Here is a 17,704-nt window from a genome sequence, read left to right as displayed (position 1 = left end):
TGTAACTTCAGCAAAATAGGGAGAGATTAATGTATTCATGAGACGAAGATAACATTTCTACAAATTATGATGAAATTTTGATGCGGTTGCCCTGAAATATGACAGGGATTATTCTGTATTCGAATTTTTTACATCAGTTTATTTGCTACTTTTGCGGCTGTTTAACCCTAAAAAAAGATTAACAATTAAAAAAATGGAAACAAAAAACGTAAAAATTCAGGTAGCAGATCCTACCACCCTTGGCCTGTTTGGTTTGGCTATTGTAACATTAGTGGCGTCATCGCAAAAATTAGGATTAACAGACGGTTTGGCATTTGTGTTGCCTTGGGCTCTGTTTTTGGGAGGTATGGCTCAGATTATAGCTGCTATATTCGATTTTAAGCACAATAACCTTTTTGGCGCAACAGCTTTTTCGGCCTACGGATTGTTTTGGGTAGGTATGGCCATGAGTTGGCTCATAAAATTGGGTTGCCTTGGCGAAACACTTGCCTCGACAGCCGATACAAAACAGTTGGGTTTTGTTTTTCTTGGCTATATGATACTGACTATTGCCCTTACCGTTTCGGGATTGAAGATGTCTAAAGCCATGTTTGTATTACTATTTCTTATTGTTTTGTTGTTTTTAGGACTTGCTTTAGATTCATTTGGATTTGGACACTTTTGGCATAGCTTAGCGGCATATTCCGAGTTGGCAATATCGCTGCTTACGTTCTATGTATTGTCGGCCAAATATCTGAACAGTTTCTTCGGGAAAAATATTCTTCCTGTGGGAGCGCCGTTCTTGAAGTGATAAAGAAAATAAAATTTTGAAAAAGTGATTTTTATTTAACATCCGCGACTAATCAAGAAAACCGATTTATAAGTTTAAGAATGAAAAAAATTACAAGATTGTATTTCTTGTTGCTTTCCTTTGTTTTGTTCCCATCGGCAATTTATGCTCAGATGTTTACAGTAAAAGGAACTGTAACAGACGCTAAAACCAAGGAGGCGCTTATAGGAGTCCCTATTATGGTGAAGGAGCGTTCGGGAACAGGAACTCCGTCAGATACCGATGGAAAGTATTCACTGACTTTGCCTAAGGGAGAGTACACCTTACTGGTGGAGTATATGGGGTACGAAAAAACACAGGTAAAGATTGTTCTTAATAAAAATATTACGCGGGATTTGGAACTTAGTTCGAGTTCGGTAAATCTGGATGAAGTCATAATTTCTGCACAGCGGATGGACGCGAATATATCGGCTCCGCAAACAGGTGTGGAAAAAATGGAGGTGACACAGATTAATAAGCTGCCGGTATTACTTGGCGAAAGGGATGTTATAAAAGCAATGCAACTGACACCCGGGGTGAAAGCCGCGGGTGAAGGAGGCGCCGGATTCTTTGTACGTGGAGGGTCGTCCGACCAAAACCTTGTTATGCTCGATAATGTGTCGCTCTACAATGCCTCTCACCTGATGGGATTTTTCTCGACATTCAATTCGGATGTTATCCGCGATGTTACTCTTTATAAAGGAGCCATGCCCTCGCAGTATGGCGAGCGTCTGGCTGCCATACTTGATGTACAACAGCGCACCGGCGATATGAACGAATATCATGTTTCGGGAGGGATAGGGCTTATTTCGTCAAAGATAAATGCCGAAGGGCCTATACAGAAAGGAAAATCATCGTTCCTTATCGGTGCCCGCCGCACCTATGCCGATGCTATTGCCCGTGCAGCAGGAGTAGAAGAAGCATCGAATGCTTACCTTTATTTCTACGATTTGAATGCAAAACTTCATTTCTCGTTGGGCGATAAGAACCAACTGTCTTTTTCGGGGTATATGGGTAAAGACAAGCTTGCCCTGAAGGATGCTGCCGAAACAGACTGGGGAAATATATTCGGGAGCCTCAAGTGGACACATATCTTTAACCATAAGTGGTTGTCAGCTACTTCCGTTTTTTATAACAAGTATGGCTATCATGCCGAAATGGAAATGGGGATGGACCTAAAAGGCGAAGCCGATATAAAAGACTTTGGCCTCAAACAAGAGTTTGTTTACCAACGGAATCCCGATAATATCTGGAAGTTTGGTTTGCATTCAACACGTCACGATATCGGTCCCGGCGATTTTGATTTGAATTCTGACGATACAAAAAATAATGTTTACCTGCACCACCGTTATTCGCTCGAAAACGGATTGTATGCCACAAACCAAATAAAGATTAATAAGCAACTGGAGGTTGTTTATGGTTTGCGCCTCTCGGTGTTCTCGGCTTTGGGCAAGGGCGAATATTATACGCTCGACGAGAATAAGAATATACTGGACAGCGTTTGGTATGGTTCGGGCAAGTTTGTAAAAACATATGTAAATCTGGAACCTCGCTTTTCGGCCGCATATAAGTTGAATGACGTTTCGTCCATAAAAGCGGCTTATGCCCGCACAACGCAAAATATGCACCTTCTTTCGTTTTCGGCGCAAGGAACACCTTACGACCGTTGGACATCGAGTTCGAACAACGTGAAACCGCAGATAGCCGACCAGTTTTCTTTGGGATATTTCCGTAATTTTTCGGACAATATGTTCGAATTCAGTGTAGAAGCATATTATAAGGATATGCGCAACCAACTGGATTTTAAAGATAATGCCAATATTTATGGCGATAATGTGATTGAGACTGAAATACTCTCGGGCAGAGGACGTGCCTATGGAATAGAGTTTTTGTTGCGTAAGCGTTTAGGTCGCTTCACGGGGTGGATTGGCTATACCTTGGCAAAGTCTGAGAGAAAAATTGACGGGATAAACGAAAATCGTTGGTATGACGCTTTTCAAGACCGGACACACGATATCTCGATAGTTGGTATCTATGAGTTGAACAAGAAGTGGACGCTTTCGGCGGCGTGGGTATATTATACAGGCAATGCCCTGACTTACCCCAGCGGAAAGTACCAGATAGACGGAAAAGATGTGATGTATTATGCCGAGCGTAACGGATACCGTGCTCCTGCATACCATCGGTTAGATTTAGGAGCAACCTGCTTACTGAAAAAGACGAAAAAATATGAATCGGAATTGGCTTTCAGCCTCTATAACGCATACGGGCGCGAAAATGCTTATATGATTGATTTCAGAACCGACAACGACGATAAGTCCAAAACAACAGCCTATCAATACTCTTTGTTTCGTTTTGTACCTTCCGTTTCGTGGAATTTCAAATTTTAAAGCTTAAAACGAAGAACGTTATGAAAAAGATAATAAGCCGGTATGTACCGATATTTGTAGTCGTTATTAGTGCCTTGGTTGTTTCCTCGTGCGAGAAAGAAGTAGATGTCGACCTGCGGTCTGTTGAGCCTCGTTTGGTTATAGAAGGCGTTGTTCCGGAAGATTCGCTGGCAACGGTGAGGCTTACCAAAACCAAAGATTTTGACGATAACACTCCATACCAACCAATAGCCGATGCCACTGTTACCGTGACAGATGAGGATACAGGATACTCTGAAACCCTGCTTTTTGATGCTGTCTCAGGCTATTACGTTGCACCAACGCTGCGTGGTGTTGTGGGCAGAACATATAGGTTGAAAGTAGAAAGCGAAGGAGAGAGTTATGAGGCAACCTCAAAAATGCCGCCTTTGGTAATGCTCGACTCTGTAACCATGTATAAAGTGCCGGCAATGGATTATGCGATGCCACAGGTACACTTTACCGACCCATTTGGCGAGGAGAACCATTATTACAGGTTTCGGGTTTATGTAAACGGCGAACGCCCCGACAAGAGCGATGATGCTTGTTCGGCCGAGCATACCGATGGCACCCCTTTCCATATGCCTATATTTATCCGTTCGAACAAAGATGATGTTGATCCCCTAAAAAAAGGCGACCGGGTTACGGTCGAGATGCAATGTATAGATAAGGGTGCGCATAAATATTTCGAAACACTCTATAATATAGACGAAAACCTAACCAACCCTACCACAAATATCGTAGGCGGGGCTTTGGGGTACTTTTCGGCTTACTCTTCAATGAAGAAAGAGATTATTGCCGATTGGAAAGATTGAAGATTATGTTCTGATTAAGGTGGTTTTTAATGAATGATATATGTATCTTTGCATCTACATAGAAAACGCTAAAAATAGACTGAAAAATGAACCATAAAATAGCACCATCCATATTGTCGGCCGATTTCATGAACCTGCAATCGGAGATAGAAATGTTGAACCGCAGTGAGGCCGATTGGATTCATTGCGATGTGATGGATGGCGTTTTTGTTCCTAACATTTCTTTTGGTTTCCCTGTCATTAAACAGGTTGCTAAGTATGCCCAAAAACCGTTGGATGTGCATCTGATGATTGTTGAACCCGATAAATATATCGCTCAGGTAAAAGATGCGGGCGCATATCTGATGAATGTGCATTACGAGGCTTGTACGCACTTGCACCGCACCGTGTCGGCTATCCGTGACGCGGGGATGAAAGCGGGCGTAACCCTCAATCCGCATACACCGGTTTCGTTGCTCGAGGATATAATAGGCGATGTGGATATGGTTTTGCTGATGTCGGTAAATCCCGGATTCGGTGGACAGCGATTCATAGAGCATACCCTCAGTAAAACCCGCAGGCTGAAAGAAATGATCCGCCAGAAGGGATTGAATACCTTAATAGAAGTGGACGGAGGGGTGAACCTTGAAACCGGAAAAGCTTTGCTCGATGCAGGAGCAGATGTGTTGGTTGCCGGAAACTTTGTTTTTGCCAACCCCGATCCGGAAAGCGTTATCCGACAGCTAAAGAGCTTGTAAGGTTTTGCAATGAAGCGCGATGACATACTGCAAGCGCCTTTCGCAAGGTTATTGTTACCTTTGCTGGCAGGTATATTATTGCAGTACTATTTGAATATAAAACAATGGAGCATAATCCTTTTCACCTTTGGGGTGGGGCTTATGCTCTTTTCTTTTTTTATACCCGAAAAACACAAATACCCTACACGATGGCTGTTTGGCTGCGGGGTGAGCCTTTTTATCGTGGTGGTGGGAGTGTTTTTTACTTACGAGCGGCAACAAAAAATAGATTTTTTGTACAGTCCAAAGCCGCAATCACACTACGGCATTGTTCTTGACCTCCCGCAACATAAACCCAATTCGCTGGCTTGTAGGGTTCAATTGAAGGACGTTGATAAACGTGTGATTTGTTATCTGGAACCCGATGGTGTGAGCGAAAGCTTGCAGCCGGGCGATGCTATCCGTTTTTATGGGTTAATTGAGCCGTTCAGGAATATGGGTAACCCCGATGATTTCGATTATGCGGCTTATATGCGCAATCAGGGTTATGTAGGTAGTTTGTATCTGCCTGTGGATAGATGGGAGCCGATGTTCGAAACCCATCATACAATCGGGACGTATGCTTTGAGTTGTCGCTCACAGATAATGCGGTTTTATGGCTCATTGGGTTTAGATAGTTTGAGCTTGGCTGTGGTTTCGGCTCTTACGGTGGGTTATCGGGATACCTTGCCCAACGATTTGAAAGAATCGTTCCGTGCCACAGGAACGGCCCATGTATTGGCTGTCAGTGGAATGCACGTTCTGATTGTGTTTGCCGTTATACGCTTCCTGCTCAGTTTTATTAGTCGTGGTTCACGCTTTTATTGGATAAAACCTGTGCTTACTATTCTCCTGTTATGGATGTATGCTTTCGTAACAGGATTGCCGCCTTCGGTGATACGTGCCTGTTTGATGCTGAGCGTGTTTTGTGTGGGGGAGGTTATCCATCGGAAAGGATTTTCGTACAACACAATTTTGCTTACGGCATTTTTTATGCTGATTTATAATCCCCTTAATTTGTTTGATGTTGGTTTTCAGTTGAGCTTTACGGCTGTTCTTTCTATCCGGTATCTGTATCCGAAGCTAATAGGATTATGGGCTGCGGAAAACAAAGCTGCGCTTTATTTCCGAAATGTAGCGGCAATGTCGGTGGCAGCGCAGGTGGGTACATTGCCTGTGTGTTTGTATCACTTTGGCTATTTCCCTACGTACTTTTTTGTTTGCAACTTGTTTGTTGTTCCTTTGGTCGAAGTGATTGTTTATACAACATTGGTGACGGCCGTTATGGGGCTGTTCATACCTGTTACTCTTTTAGCGAGAATATTGAACTTTATAATAGAACTGCTTACTTCGGGCATCCGTTTTTTTGAGACATTACCTTTCGCCAAGCTCGAAGTTGCGGATGTATCTTTATTGACCGTGGTCTTGCTGTTTGTTTTGATTATAGGCTTCACCGGATTTTTTGTTTACAAAAGGGCAAAATTGCTGATAGTAGGTTTATCGGCAGTGGCTTTACTGATATTAACCTCTTTACCCGATAAACTGAAAACGGAGGGTAACAGCCTGATAGTTTATAACAGGCGTGCATCAACTGAAATCAGGTTGGTATATGAAAACAAAGAACACACCCTTACAGGCGATTCGCTTGATGCGTATAAACTGTTGGGTTTAGGCGGCAAACGGTTCTTATCAGTAACGGGCAACAAATGGGAAGGCTTGTTGGGCGATGAACGGTTTGCAGTCACATATTTACATCTGTATGGCAACGATGCCATATCTTTAACGGCTCTTAATGATATAATTCGCCCTGATACAGTAATTTTGGATGGTAGCTTCTCTGCAAAAACGACAAAAAGATTAGTTAAGGAATGTTGTATTTTAAATATTCCCTGTTTTGACATAAAGGAAAGCGGTGCATTTAAAATAAATTTTTAGTACTTTTGGCAGCGTATATATTCATAAATTCATATATTGACGGTAGTTTCAGAAAATAATGATTTCCAAAGTAATATCACAAGATAAGATACACAAAGTAGAGGATTTCCTGAACAGGTACGACAAAATAATTATCGTGTCGCACGTATCGCCCGATGGTGATGCCGTGGGTTCGTCTTTGGCGTTGTATCATTATCTGTCGGATGCCGGAAACGATGTTACGGTAATAGTTCCGAATGCCTTTCCCGGTTTTTTGAGGTGGTTGAAAGGTGCTAAAGATATTCTTCTGTACGAAAAATATCCGGAGTTTGCCAATAAGTTAATATCGGAGGCCGATCTTATTTTTTGTCTGGACTTCAATGTTTTGAAACGCATCCACACCATGGGGCCTGTTGTAGCGGAGGCTAAGGCAAAGAAGGTGATGATAGACCATCACCCTGAGCCGGGCGATTTTTGTGACGTTACGATTTCATATCCCGAAATATCGTCGACCAGCGAACTTGTTTTTCGCTTGATTTGCCGTATGGGCGATTTCGAAGCCATGTCGAAACTATCGGCAGATGCCATTTATACAGGTATGATGACCGATACGGGAGCCTTTACCTATAACTCTAACAATCCGGAGATATATTATATTATTGGCGAACTGCTGAAAAAGGGTATAGACAAGGATCAAATTTATTCGAATGTGTACCATAGCTATACCGAAGACCGTTATAGGATGTTGGGCTACACCTTGTCCGAGAAAATGAAGATATATAATGAATACGGGGCTTCGCTGATTTCCTTGACAATAGAAGAGCAACGCCGTTTTAATGCTCGCAAAGGCGATACCGAAGGCTTTGCCAACCTCCCTTTGAATATCGGCGGGATAGTTTTTGCCGCATTTATTCGCGAAGACGAAGATATGGTAAAAATATCGTTCCGTTCGCAGGGTGATTTTCCGGCTAATGCTTTTTCGGCTCGTTACTTTAATGGTGGAGGCCATCTGAATGCTGCCGGAGGTGAATATTACGGCTCGCTGAACGATGCGATTGCTATTTTTGAAAAAGCCCTGCCCGAATTTGCGGCAGAATATAATTCAAATAAAAATAAGTAAAGAAAAACTGTATTAAATATAGAATCATTATTCATATGAAAAAAAGTATTGGGTTACTGTTGGCCGTGATGGCTGTATCTTTGGTTTTTATGTCGTGCGACGATTCGGAATCGTATGCCGATAAGCTGAAAAGGGAAAGAAAACTCGTAAAACAACTTATTAGCGAAAAAGGATTCGTTATTGTAAATGAAATTCCTGCCGATACTATCTTTGCAGAGAACGTATATTATCACGATAAAGAAACCGATATATATTTCAACATAGAAGACCGTGGCGATTTAACGCTAAGAGCCTCTAAGGAAACAGGTAGCAATACGAAAGTTCATTGCCGGTTCGATAGGGTTAGAGTGTTAGGTGATACTACAAATTATGGTTATCCGGCAAGTCAGCCTATGAGCTTTATGTATGGAATAAAAGATACTTATAGAGCATCCGATCCGGAGGTTGCTAATTACTATCTTACTCCGGCTTATGCTTTCCCGTTGGACTATGTGGGCGAAGGAGCCGTTGTTAATTTGATTGTTCCTTTCGACGAAGGCTCTACTAACCAGCAATCATATTATACAACCTTATTTGTTCAGAAATTACGATACACCAAATTTTGGTAATAAATAAAAAGAATATTCATTATGTCATTAATAAAATCAATATCAGGTATCAGAGGTACTATTGGCGGTTGTATTGGTGAGGGATTGAACCCGCTCGATACCGTAAAGTTTGTATCGGCTTATGCTACTTTTATTCGCAATAACTCAAGCGCAAAATCCGGAAAAATTGTTGTGGGGCGCGATGCCCGTATATCGGGAACGATGATGGAGCATGTTGTTGTTGGTACATTAATGGGGATGGGTTTCGATGTTGTTAACATTGGGCTTGCAACCACTCCAACAACAGAATTGGCGGTTGCTATGGAAGAAGCTTGTGGCGGAATAATTCTGACAGCCAGCCATAACCCACGCCAATGGAATGCCTTGAAACTGTTGAACAACAAAGGTGAATTTCTGAATGCAGCCGAAGGTGCTGAAGTATTACAGATTGCAGAAGATGAGGCCTTTGTTTATTCCGATGTAGATCACTTGGGTAAATGTACGAACAAAGATTATACCGACAGGCATATACAGGCCGTGCTTGATTTGAATTTGGTGGATGTGCAGGCCATTGCTGCCGCTGACTTTAAGGTAGCTATCGACTGTGTAAATTCTGTGGGTGGCATCGTTCTGCCTAAGCTATTGAAAGCATTGGGCGTGAAAGAGGTTTTTGAATTGTATTGCGAACCACATGGCGATTTCCCTCACAATCCGGAACCGTTGCCCGAGCACTTGACCGATATCTCGTCTTTGATGAAGAAAGGTAGTGCCGATGTAGGCTTTGTGGTAGACCCCGATGTAGACCGTTTGGCTATTATCTGCGAAAACGGAGAAATGTTTGGCGAAGAATATACTTTGGTATCGGTTGCCGATTATGTGCTTAAACATACACCCGGTAATACTGTCTCTAATTTGAGTTCGAGTAGGGCTTTGCGTGATGTAACCAATAAATATGGAAAAAAATACTATGCGGCGGCGGTTGGCGAAGTCAATGTTACAACCAAAATGAAAGAAGTAGGAGCCGTGATTGGCGGTGAAGGCAATGGCGGGGTTATTTATCCCGAAAGCCATTACGGGCGCGATTCGTTGGTGGGTATTGCCTTGTTCCTATCGCACTTGGCTCACCAGAAAAAGACGGTTAGCCAGATTCGTGCCGAACTGCCTCAATATTATATAGCTAAGCAGAAAGTTGAACTTACGCCCGAAACTGATGTTGACGGAATACTGAAAGCCGTAAAACAGAAATTTGCCGGCTATGATGTTACAGACATTGACGGGGTAAAGATTGACTTCCCCGAAAAATGGGTGCATCTGCGTAAATCGAATACAGAGCCTATCATCCGTGTTTATTCCGAAGCATCAACCATGCAGGAAGCAGAAGAAATAGGTGCTGAAATAATGGAAATAATAAAACAATTGGCAAAATAACGAATCTTCTCTTTCTTGTCAAGAAAAAATATTAAAGGGTATCGCTTCAGTAGAGTGATGCCCTTTATCATATCTTTCGGTTTAAATAGAGAGTATTTTCAGGGTGTTCATTAAATCCTCGTTCAGAGGTTTGTTCTTTTTGATGGCTTTTGAGAAGGGTACGTAAACAATTTCGTCGTTCTGAATGCCTATCATTACATTGCGTTGACCGTCGTTCAAGGCATCTATTGCGGCAGCACCCATGCGGCTGGCAAGGATGCGATCGCTTGCTGTGGGCGAGCCTCCGCGCTGCACATGCCCCAGTATAGACACACGGACATCGTATTGGGGGTATTCATTTTTCACACGTTCGGCCAAAGCCATTGCTCCCCCCGTGATATTACCTTCGGTAACAATAACCAAGCTACTATTCTTACTTTTGCGGAAACCATGAGAAATTAATTCTTCCAACTGGTCTTTCCGGAGGGATACTTCGGGAACGATGGCCGCTTCGGCTCCTGTTGCTATTGCCCCATTCAGGGCGAGAAAACCACATTCCCTACCCATTACTTCTATAAAGAACAGCCGTTCGTGCGAGCTGGCCGTATCGCGTATCTTATCGACAGCTTCCATGATTGTGTTCAGTGCCGTATCGTAGCCTATGGTAGTGTCAGTGCCTTGCAGGTCGCTGTCTATTGTTCCGGGCAGGCCCACTATCGGGAAGTTAAATTCCTGTGCAAATGCCTTTGCGCCTGTCAGCGAACCGTCTCCACCGATAACAACAAGGGCGTCAATAGCGTGTTTTTGTAGGGTTTCGAAAGCCTGTTGACGTCCTTCGGCGGTTGTGAATTCATTGCAACGGGCTGTTTTTAATATTGTTCCTCCTTGTTGTATAATATTGCTGACGCTACTGCTTGAAAAAGGAACAACTTCATCAAAAACTAAACCTTTATATCCACGCGTTATGCCTTTAACCTCTATGCCACTATATATTGCGGCACGGGTTACGGCGCGTATTGCGGCATTCATGCCCGGAGCATCGCCGCCGGATGTCAGGATACCGATACATTTTATTTTCATTGTCTTTATGCTTTTATAGCTTAAACAGTTGTTTAGCTTTTTTTGTTGAGGTCGGCAATCAGTTTTTCAATTTCTTCCATTTGCCAACGGGGGGTGGAGGTTGCCCCACAGATGCCTATCGACATGTTTTCTTTGATAACCGAAACATCTACCTCGGAGGGTGAGGATACAAAAAATGAATTACTGTTATATTTTTTACACTCGGCAAAAAGCACCTTTCCGTTCGAGCTTTTTTTACCGGCAACAAAGAATATAAGGTCGTGTTTCTGGGCAAACTCTTTGATGTTGGGTATCCGGTTCGACACCTGCCGGCAAATAGTATCGTGATACTCAAACGTGGCGTCATCCGAGATCCGTTTTTTTATTAGCTCTATTATCTCCCTGAACCCTTCGAGCGATTTTGTTGTTTGCGAAAACAAGCAGATGTTTTTATTATAGTCGAGAAGGTCGAGGTCTTCCTTTTTTTCGATAACAATAGCATTCGAGTTGGTTTGCCCTATCAATCCATTTACTTCGGCATGTCCGTTTTTTCCGTAAATGACTATCTGTGTTTGCTTCTCTATCTCTTTGTTGTATCTGTTATGTATCTTTTTTTGCAGACGTAACACCACAGGGCACGAAGCATCTATGATTTCTATATTATTTTCTTTCGCAATGCGATAGGTTGAGGGGGGTTCGCCATGCGCCCGGAGCAGTACTTTTACGTTTTTTAGTTTTGCGAATTCCTCGTGATTGATGGTGCGTAAACCAAGTTTGGCAAGGCGTTCTACTTCAAGACTATTGTGAACTATGTCGCCCAAGCAATAGAGTATTCCTCCTTTCTTGAGTTCTTCTTCGGCTTTTTCTATGGCATTGACTACGCCAAAGCAAAATCCCGATTTTTCGTCTATCTCAATTTTATTTCTCATTTCCGGTTACTTCGTTAAACTTATCCAACAACCATTGCATTTGCTGTTCAACGGTCAAGTCTGAGTTATCTAATTCAAGAGCATCGGCTGCTTTCAGAAGAGGACCTTCGGCACGGGTTTGGTCTTTATGGTCGCGATCTTTCAGGTTTTCGAGCACTTCTTTTAGTGTAGTGCCGGTATCGCCTTTGCTACGCAACTCGTCCAATCGTCGTTGGGCTCTGATTTGAGGCGAGGCGGTGACAAATATTTTCAATTCGGCATTTGGAAAGACCACCGTTCCTACGTCTCTTCCGTCCATAACAATGCCTTTGGTTTTGCCCATCTGTTGCTGCTGGTGTACCATTGCCCTGCGCACGGAACTGACCGCGCTGACTGTGCTGACTTTGGCCGAAACAGCCATCTTTCTGATTTCTGTTTCTACATTCACTCCGTTTAGATAAGTGTCGGGGAGGCCTGCGCTGTTGAGTTTGAAACTGATTTCCAAGCCGTCGATTGCTTCATCCAGCCGTTTAGTGTCGAGTTTATTGTTTTCGTCAAACAGATTGTTTTGCAAACAATAGAGGGTTACAGCCCGATACATAGCCCCGCTGTCTATGTAAATATAGCCTACGGCTTTGGCAAGGTCTTTTGCCATTGTACTTTTTCCGCACGATGAGAAACCGTCGATGGCTATCGTTATTTTTTTCATGAATGTGATTCAATATTTGGTAAGAACAACAAGTGTAAGAAGAATGTTCTTGTGCGTTGAGTTAAATTTTATCTAATATTTTGAGATATCCATACCTACGCTAAAGTGGTATGACATGGCTTTTAGGTGGTATTGCGCCATTGAAAAACCTACATTGAATTTCTTTACACGTATTCCGGCTCCGGCACTCCATCCGCCCCATTTATTACCATCTTTTATTTTCATATCGGATGCCATTTTGGGATTATATCCCACGCCAATCCAAAAGTTGTCGTTAGGGATGATATCGACCCCGATAACCATATGCTTAAACAAAGTCTTGAAGAAATTATCGTCTTTGTCTTCAATGCCATTGGCTGCGTTTATATGTTCAAATTTCCATTGTGTGAGGTACATTCCTGTAAGTGAGAGGCGTACCGGTGCATGGCTTAGTTTTTTGCTGATGCCTATCTGAACGTCCCATGGCATGCTTTCGCGCTCGTCGTTGTACGACGATATTTGCGCCCCTATGTTTTTTATTGCTACCCCCCACGAAAACTCACTGGGTTTGTCGTAATAACTCAGCCCAACATCAAAGCCAACGGCTGTGGACGAGAAATCTTCGTAGGCCGAGTAAATAAATTTAAGGGTAACCCCTCCACGCAGTTTGGATGTCAAATCGCGTGCGTACGAGCCGTTCAGGGCGATATCTTTTGCCCCGAAAGTACCATCACGCTCGCCAAGGTCGGAAGCACGGTCGTATTTGCCATAATCGAAATAGTTTGCACCTACCGAAAAGGAACTTATTTCGTCCAGTTTCTTTCCGAAAATTGCGCTCCCTACGGCAATATCGTCAATGTACGACATATAATTGACATTGACATTCATATTCATCTCATAGCCCAGCAAGGCGGGGTTGTGAAATACGAGCGAAAGGTCGTTTTCGACCAGCGAAACGTTGTTTCCCCCCATTGCGTTAACACGAGTAGACGAGGGCAGGTTAAGGAAACGGAATATTTTTTCACCCTCTTGGGCTTTTGCTTCCGGCGATACACTCATTAATCCGATAAAGCATAGGGTGCATAATACAGTATATGTCAGGGTTTTCTTCATGAATAACAAGATGATCTCTGTTTTTTTGTCTTTATCTGTTAAATAAAACCAAAAACAAAGATATGTTATTCTTTTGGTTTATACAGATTCGGTAATTACCTTATTAACGTATTTTTTTGTAAAAGATTATATCAATACCCTATTTTATATACCTTTGCCACTAATATTGCTAAAACAAAAATGTTTTGAACTTAGAACTGTTTATTGCTCGGAAAATTTATTTCGGTGGGAATTACAAGAACAAGGCATCCCGCCCGGCCATTAAGATTGCCATAGCGGGGATAGCTTTGGGGCTGGCGGCTATGATTCTTTCGGTTTGCATAATTGTGGGGTTCAAAAAACAGGTTCGCGAAAAAGTTGTAGGTTTTGGCTCGCACATACAGATAACGAATTTCGATACCAACTCGTCGTACGAAAGCCACCCGATATGTGTATCCGATTCTTTGCTCAAAGAGTTGAAAGCAAAAGAAAATATCCGTCATGTTGAAGTTTTTAGCACCAAACCGGGTATAATAAAAACAAATACCGACTTTATGGGAGTTGTTCTGAAGGGGATAGGCGCTGATTTTGACTGGACTTTTTTTGAACAAAACATGGTTGAGGGCAATGTTCTAGACCCCACCAAAAGCGATGGTGTGAATCAGGTCATAATATCGAAATATATAGCCGACAAGCTTAACCTGAAAATGGGCGACAGTTTTATAACCTATTTTATTCAGGAGCAACCCAAGCCCCGTAAGTTCACCATAACGGGCATATACAATACCAATTTTGAGAACTACGATAAGATATTTATGGTTACCGATATCGAGGTAATCCGTAAATTGAACGGTTGGGAAAAAGACCAAGCAAGCGGAATAGAGGTTCTGGTGGACGATTACGACCGCTTGGACGATACGGCACGGAATATGTTTTTCGATATGGCTACCTATCGCGATAGGGAAGGTAACAGCTTCAAAGCGATGTCGATAAAAGATATAAACCCCATTATTTTCGAGTGGCTCAACCTTTTGGATATGAACGTATGGATAATGATGATACTGATGCTGGCGGTATCGGGGTTCACCATGATTTCGGGTTTACTTATTCTGATATTGGAGCGTACCAATATGATAGGGATACTGAAAGCGTTGGGTGCGAAAAACTTTGTTATCCGTAAAACTTTTCTTTATGTGTCGTCTTTCCTCATACTGAAAGGTTTGCTCTGGGGCAACGTGGTGGCGTTGGCTATTTGTTTTGTGCAGAAATACTTTGGCATCATTAAGTTAGACCCTTCTACCTATTATGTGTCGGTTGTGCCGATAGATATGAATATCGTTTATATACTGCTCATAAATATCGGTACATTGCTTGTTTCTATGCTGATGATGGTAGGCCCTTCGTACCTGATAGCCCGTATATCGCCTGCCAAGTCAATTAAATTTGAATGATATCCTTCCGCATCCCGATATGGGAAATACCCACTTCGGTGAAAACCTCTCCATATGCAGAGTATCCGTTTTTCCTGTAAAAATTGACGGCGGTCATTCGCGCATGAAGTGTGATCGTGTGGAAACCTTTTCTCGAAGCGGTATCTTCGGCAAAAGCAAGAAGTTTTGAGCCTACGCCCGCGTTTTGCAGGTTGCTGTCTATTGCCATTTGACGGAGCCGGGCGGTTTCGCTGTTGATAGGTGTAAGGATGCAGCAACCCGTTATCGTCCCCGCATGGTCGAAGCAAGCGCAAAGAATATCTCCTTTGTCTTTCATAAGATCTTCTTCCGAAAAACGTAACCCCAACGGTGTACGCAGTATCTTTTGACGCAGGCTCACCATTTGCTTATATTCAGGGCTGTTGTATTCTATTGTTTTCAGTACCATAGGCAGGAGGCGAAGATATTAAAATTACAACTATTTACAAACAATAATATGCGTCAGAGTGTTTGATTTTTATTAATTTTGAAGCCCCTAAGAAAAACAAGATGAAAACGATAGGTAACATAATTTGGCTGGTGTTTGGCGGATGGCTCATCGCTCTCGAATATTTTTTTGCGAGTGTGGGGTTGATGGTAACCATTGTGGGCATACCTTTCGGCTTGCAGTCTATAAAGTTGGGAGTACTGGCTCTGTGGCCTTTTGGCAGCAGGGTGTCTACCGTCGAAGAATCGTCGGGGTGTTTGAATTTGGCGATGAATATCATCTGGATTTTTATAGGCGGGTTTTGGATTGCCCTTACACACTTGGCTTTGGGCGTTTTATTCTGCCTGACTATTGTATGTATTCCTTTCGGTTTACAACACTTCAAGTTCATGAAGCTTGCTTTTCTTCCTTTCGGAAAGCAAATTGAACAGGCATAACTGAAAAAATAAATCCGAGTTTTAGAAAGAAAGCATTACTTTTGTAGCGAAAAGTTTAATAATACCGCCCCATGATGAAAAAATTACCTATACTGCTGTTGTTTACATTGTTGCCTATGTTGTGTAGCGCGCAATTTTTTGGCCTTGGGGGGCAATATACCCAGAAAAGCGACGGGCAGTTTTTCGCATCGTTTTCTTATCCTACTTTTCATCCTAAAAATAAGTTGAATTCGTTTATATCAAGCGGTTTGGATTTTACAACATCGGGAGGTGCTAAGATAAGCGGATTGAATGTGAAACCGATACAGTTGAACACTTTTTTTAGCGAAAAATTATTCAACTCAACGCCTTATACACTATTGCTTGGTGTTGACGGAGGGTATAATTTCGATTTCCGTCACGGGCGAAAAAACGGAATAGTTATTACCCCCAATATATATTTTGACTATAAGTTTTTGTTTTTGAAAGCAGGGTACGACTTTGATGTGACGAACGGTAATAATCAGTTTTTTGTACGAGCTGGTTTTTGCTTTGGCATGGGAACGATAAAAATGTTCCCAAATACCAAGATTTGGTAATAATTTTTTTCGTACATATTTTTTAGATATACGCTCTTGTTTTTTACTGGCAAACAAGATGGTAAAAGGCAGCCGCAATCAATTTTTAGGTAAATGAAAATAGCAGCATTAGTTTCGGGAGGGGTCGACAGTTCGGTAGTAGTACACCGGCTGAAGGAACAGGGGTACGACCCCACTATCTTTTATATCCGTATAGGAATGGAAGATAAAGACGGCTACATAGACTGCCCCGCCGAAGAAGATATTGAAATAACAACCTACATAGCACGTAAATATGGATGCCGGATGGAGGTTGTATCCCTGCACGAAGAATATTGGGATAATGTGGTGAAATATACCATCGATGCTGTGAAGCGTGGGCTCACGCCTAATCCCGATATAATGTGCAATAAAATGATTAAGTTCGGATTCTTTGAAGAAAAATGGGGGCATGAGTTCGACAAGATTGCAACAGGACATTATGCAACAACAACCGAGCGGGACGGAAAAATATGGCTTTCGACGGCTAAAGATTTAGTGAAAGATCAAACCGATTTTCTTGCGCAGATAAACAACAGGCAGGTATCGAAGCTTATGTTTCCGATAGGCGACTTGCTGAAGTCGGAAGTCCGTGCCATAGCTGCCCAACAGGGTTTGCCCTCGGCTTCGCGGAAAGACAGTCAAGGAATTTGCTTTTTGGGTAAGATAAACTATAACGATTTTATAGGTCGTTACTTGGGCGAACGCCCCGGAAAGATTATTGAATTGGAAACCGGACAGGTGGTTGGCAAGCATAAAGGTTATTGGTTTCATACCATAGGTCAGCGCAAAGGTTTAGGCTTGAGCGGAGGGCCTTGGTTTGTGATTAAAAAAGACATAAAACGCAACATTATATATGTTTCGAACGGATACGACCCCGAAACACAGTATGGAAAAACGGTGAACATGAGCGGTTTTTCTTTTATAACGGAGGATATCTGGGGCGACTTTGAAGATAAAAAGGACATAACATTCAAGATTCGCCATACACCCGAATTTACACGGGGAACCATCGAAAAAATAGGAGATATATATCGTATACAGTCGGAAGAAAAAATACAAGGTATTGCCGCCGGGCAGTTTGGTGTTGTTTATGACAGCGAGTCGAAGTTGTGTTTGGGTAGTGGCATGATTGTAGATGATACGGAAGGATAAGAAAAAAGAGAATTACTTTAAAATATTGTTTTTTTATT

General features: G+C 42.4%; 17 protein-coding genes. 12 read left to right on the top strand and 5 right to left on the bottom strand.

The annotated features are described in order from the left end of the window. Positions 1-193: 193 nt before the first annotated feature. From M2132_RS09615 to glmM, 8 genes are all read left to right on the top strand, one after another. Positions 194-790: an acetate uptake transporter gene (locus M2132_RS09615; protein ID WP_280673151.1), complete on the top strand. Its 597-nt coding sequence runs from the start codon at positions 194-196 to the stop codon at positions 788-790. A gap of 80 nt (positions 791-870) precedes the next feature. Then, complete coding sequence (locus tag M2132_RS09610) at positions 871-3,198, top strand: TonB-dependent receptor (RefSeq protein WP_280673150.1); 2,328 nt, start codon at positions 871-873, stop codon at positions 3,196-3,198. 20 nt (positions 3,199-3,218) lie between these two features. Next, positions 3,219-4,031, top strand: coding sequence for a DUF4249 domain-containing protein (locus tag M2132_RS09605; RefSeq protein WP_280673149.1), 813 nt, complete (start codon positions 3,219-3,221; stop codon positions 4,029-4,031). An 86-nt stretch (positions 4,032-4,117) separates the two neighbouring features. Continuing rightward, the gene (gene rpe, locus M2132_RS09600) at positions 4,118-4,768 is read left to right on the top strand and encodes a ribulose-phosphate 3-epimerase (protein WP_280673148.1); all 651 of its coding nucleotides are present in this window, start codon (positions 4,118-4,120) and stop codon (positions 4,766-4,768) included. A 9-nt stretch (positions 4,769-4,777) separates the two neighbouring features. Next, entirely contained in the window at positions 4,778-6,721 is a 1,944-nt protein-coding gene (locus tag M2132_RS09595; RefSeq protein ID WP_280673147.1) for a ComEC/Rec2 family competence protein, read from the top strand. Between the two features lie 58 nt (positions 6,722-6,779). Then, positions 6,780-7,820 carry a bifunctional oligoribonuclease/PAP phosphatase NrnA gene (locus M2132_RS09590; RefSeq protein WP_280673146.1) on the top strand — a complete coding sequence of 347 codons (1,041 nt, stop codon included), beginning with the start codon at positions 6,780-6,782 and terminating at the stop codon, positions 7,818-7,820. A gap of 35 nt (positions 7,821-7,855) precedes the next feature. Beyond that, positions 7,856-8,428, top strand: a complete 573-nt coding sequence (locus M2132_RS09585; protein WP_280673145.1) for a DUF4827 family protein — start codon at positions 7,856-7,858, stop codon at positions 8,426-8,428. Positions 8,429-8,449: 21 nt separating this feature from the next. Further along, the gene (gene glmM, locus M2132_RS09580; RefSeq protein ID WP_280673144.1) at positions 8,450-9,835 is read left to right on the top strand and encodes a phosphoglucosamine mutase; all 1,386 of its coding nucleotides are present in this window, start codon (positions 8,450-8,452) and stop codon (positions 9,833-9,835) included. Positions 9,836-9,916: 81 nt separating this feature from the next. Here the strand turns inward: glmM and pfkA are convergent, their stop codons facing one another. From pfkA to porQ, 4 genes are all read right to left on the bottom strand, one after another. After that, complete coding sequence (pfkA, locus tag M2132_RS09575; protein WP_280673143.1) at positions 9,917-10,894, bottom strand: 6-phosphofructokinase; 978 nt, start codon at positions 10,892-10,894, stop codon at positions 9,917-9,919. Positions 10,895-10,926: 32 nt separating this feature from the next. Further along, positions 10,927-11,802 (bottom strand): 4-hydroxy-3-methylbut-2-enyl diphosphate reductase, encoded by an 876-nt coding sequence (locus M2132_RS09570; protein WP_280673142.1) that lies wholly within the window; start codon positions 11,800-11,802, stop codon positions 10,927-10,929. Further along, positions 11,792-12,490 carry a (d)CMP kinase gene (cmk, locus tag M2132_RS09565; RefSeq protein WP_280673141.1) on the bottom strand — a complete coding sequence of 233 codons (699 nt, stop codon included), beginning with the start codon at positions 12,488-12,490 and terminating at the stop codon, positions 11,792-11,794. The genes M2132_RS09570 and cmk overlap by 11 nt, the downstream gene beginning before the upstream one ends. A gap of 72 nt (positions 12,491-12,562) precedes the next feature. Then, positions 12,563-13,582, bottom strand: coding sequence for a type IX secretion system protein PorQ (gene porQ, locus M2132_RS09560; RefSeq protein ID WP_280673140.1), 1,020 nt, complete (start codon positions 13,580-13,582; stop codon positions 12,563-12,565). A 185-nt stretch (positions 13,583-13,767) separates the two neighbouring features. On the opposite strand from porQ, the gene M2132_RS09555 reads away from it, so the two are divergent. Continuing rightward, a complete protein-coding gene (locus M2132_RS09555; protein WP_280673139.1) occupies positions 13,768-15,012 on the top strand; it encodes an ABC transporter permease in 1,245 nt (414 codons plus the stop codon). On the opposite strand, the gene M2132_RS09550 is transcribed toward M2132_RS09555, so the two are convergent. Next, on the bottom strand, positions 14,999-15,439 hold the full coding sequence (locus M2132_RS09550; RefSeq protein WP_280673138.1) for a GNAT family N-acetyltransferase: 441 nt from the start codon (positions 15,437-15,439) through the stop codon (positions 14,999-15,001). The two genes, M2132_RS09555 and M2132_RS09550, sit on opposite strands and share 14 nt — an antisense overlap. Positions 15,440-15,540: 101 nt before the next feature. Between M2132_RS09550 and M2132_RS09545 the strand changes: the two genes are divergently transcribed. The 3 genes from M2132_RS09545 (at position 15,541) to mnmA (ending at position 17,666) form a co-directional block, all read left to right on the top strand. Then, positions 15,541-15,915 carry a YccF domain-containing protein gene (locus tag M2132_RS09545; protein WP_280673137.1) on the top strand — a complete coding sequence of 125 codons (375 nt, stop codon included), beginning with the start codon at positions 15,541-15,543 and terminating at the stop codon, positions 15,913-15,915. A gap of 71 nt (positions 15,916-15,986) precedes the next feature. Then, a complete protein-coding gene (locus M2132_RS09540; RefSeq protein ID WP_280673136.1) occupies positions 15,987-16,493 on the top strand; it encodes a hypothetical protein in 507 nt (168 codons plus the stop codon). A gap of 93 nt (positions 16,494-16,586) precedes the next feature. Next, positions 16,587-17,666, top strand: coding sequence for a tRNA 2-thiouridine(34) synthase MnmA (gene mnmA, locus M2132_RS09535; RefSeq protein ID WP_280673135.1), 1,080 nt, complete (start codon positions 16,587-16,589; stop codon positions 17,664-17,666). Positions 17,667-17,704 lie beyond the last annotated feature (38 nt).

It is taken from the genome of Dysgonomonas sp. PH5-45 (genome assembly GCF_029893235.1).
In the GTDB taxonomy this organism is placed as follows: domain Bacteria; phylum Bacteroidota; class Bacteroidia; order Bacteroidales; family Dysgonomonadaceae; genus UBA1309.
This window is presented reverse-complemented; position numbering and strand designations above follow the sequence as displayed.

Coding starts and splice junctions, on each gene's coding strand:
- M2132_RS09615 (WP_280673151.1), top strand. CDS start 194: ATGGAAACAAAAAACGTAAAAATTCAGGTAGCAGATCCTACCACCCTT.
- M2132_RS09610 (WP_280673150.1), top strand. CDS start 871: ATGAAAAAAATTACAAGATTGTATTTCTTGTTGCTTTCCTTTGTTTTG.
- M2132_RS09605 (WP_280673149.1), top strand. CDS start 3,219: ATGAAAAAGATAATAAGCCGGTATGTACCGATATTTGTAGTCGTTATT.
- rpe (WP_280673148.1), top strand. CDS start 4,118: ATGAACCATAAAATAGCACCATCCATATTGTCGGCCGATTTCATGAAC.
- M2132_RS09595 (WP_280673147.1), top strand. CDS start 4,778: ATGAAGCGCGATGACATACTGCAAGCGCCTTTCGCAAGGTTATTGTTA.
- M2132_RS09590 (WP_280673146.1), top strand. CDS start 6,780: ATGATTTCCAAAGTAATATCACAAGATAAGATACACAAAGTAGAGGAT.
- M2132_RS09585 (WP_280673145.1), top strand. CDS start 7,856: ATGAAAAAAAGTATTGGGTTACTGTTGGCCGTGATGGCTGTATCTTTG.
- glmM (WP_280673144.1), top strand. CDS start 8,450: ATGTCATTAATAAAATCAATATCAGGTATCAGAGGTACTATTGGCGGT.
- pfkA (WP_280673143.1), bottom strand. CDS start 10,894: ATGAAAATAAAATGTATCGGTATCCTGACATCCGGCGGCGATGCTCCG.
- M2132_RS09570 (WP_280673142.1), bottom strand. CDS start 11,802: ATGAGAAATAAAATTGAGATAGACGAAAAATCGGGATTTTGCTTTGGC.
- cmk (WP_280673141.1), bottom strand. CDS start 12,490: ATGAAAAAAATAACGATAGCCATCGACGGTTTCTCATCGTGCGGAAAA.
- porQ (WP_280673140.1), bottom strand. CDS start 13,582: ATGAAGAAAACCCTGACATATACTGTATTATGCACCCTATGCTTTATC.
- M2132_RS09550 (WP_280673138.1), bottom strand. CDS start 15,439: ATGGTACTGAAAACAATAGAATACAACAGCCCTGAATATAAGCAAATG.
- M2132_RS09545 (WP_280673137.1), top strand. CDS start 15,541: ATGAAAACGATAGGTAACATAATTTGGCTGGTGTTTGGCGGATGGCTC.
- M2132_RS09540 (WP_280673136.1), top strand. CDS start 15,987: ATGATGAAAAAATTACCTATACTGCTGTTGTTTACATTGTTGCCTATG.
- mnmA (WP_280673135.1), top strand. CDS start 16,587: ATGAAAATAGCAGCATTAGTTTCGGGAGGGGTCGACAGTTCGGTAGTA.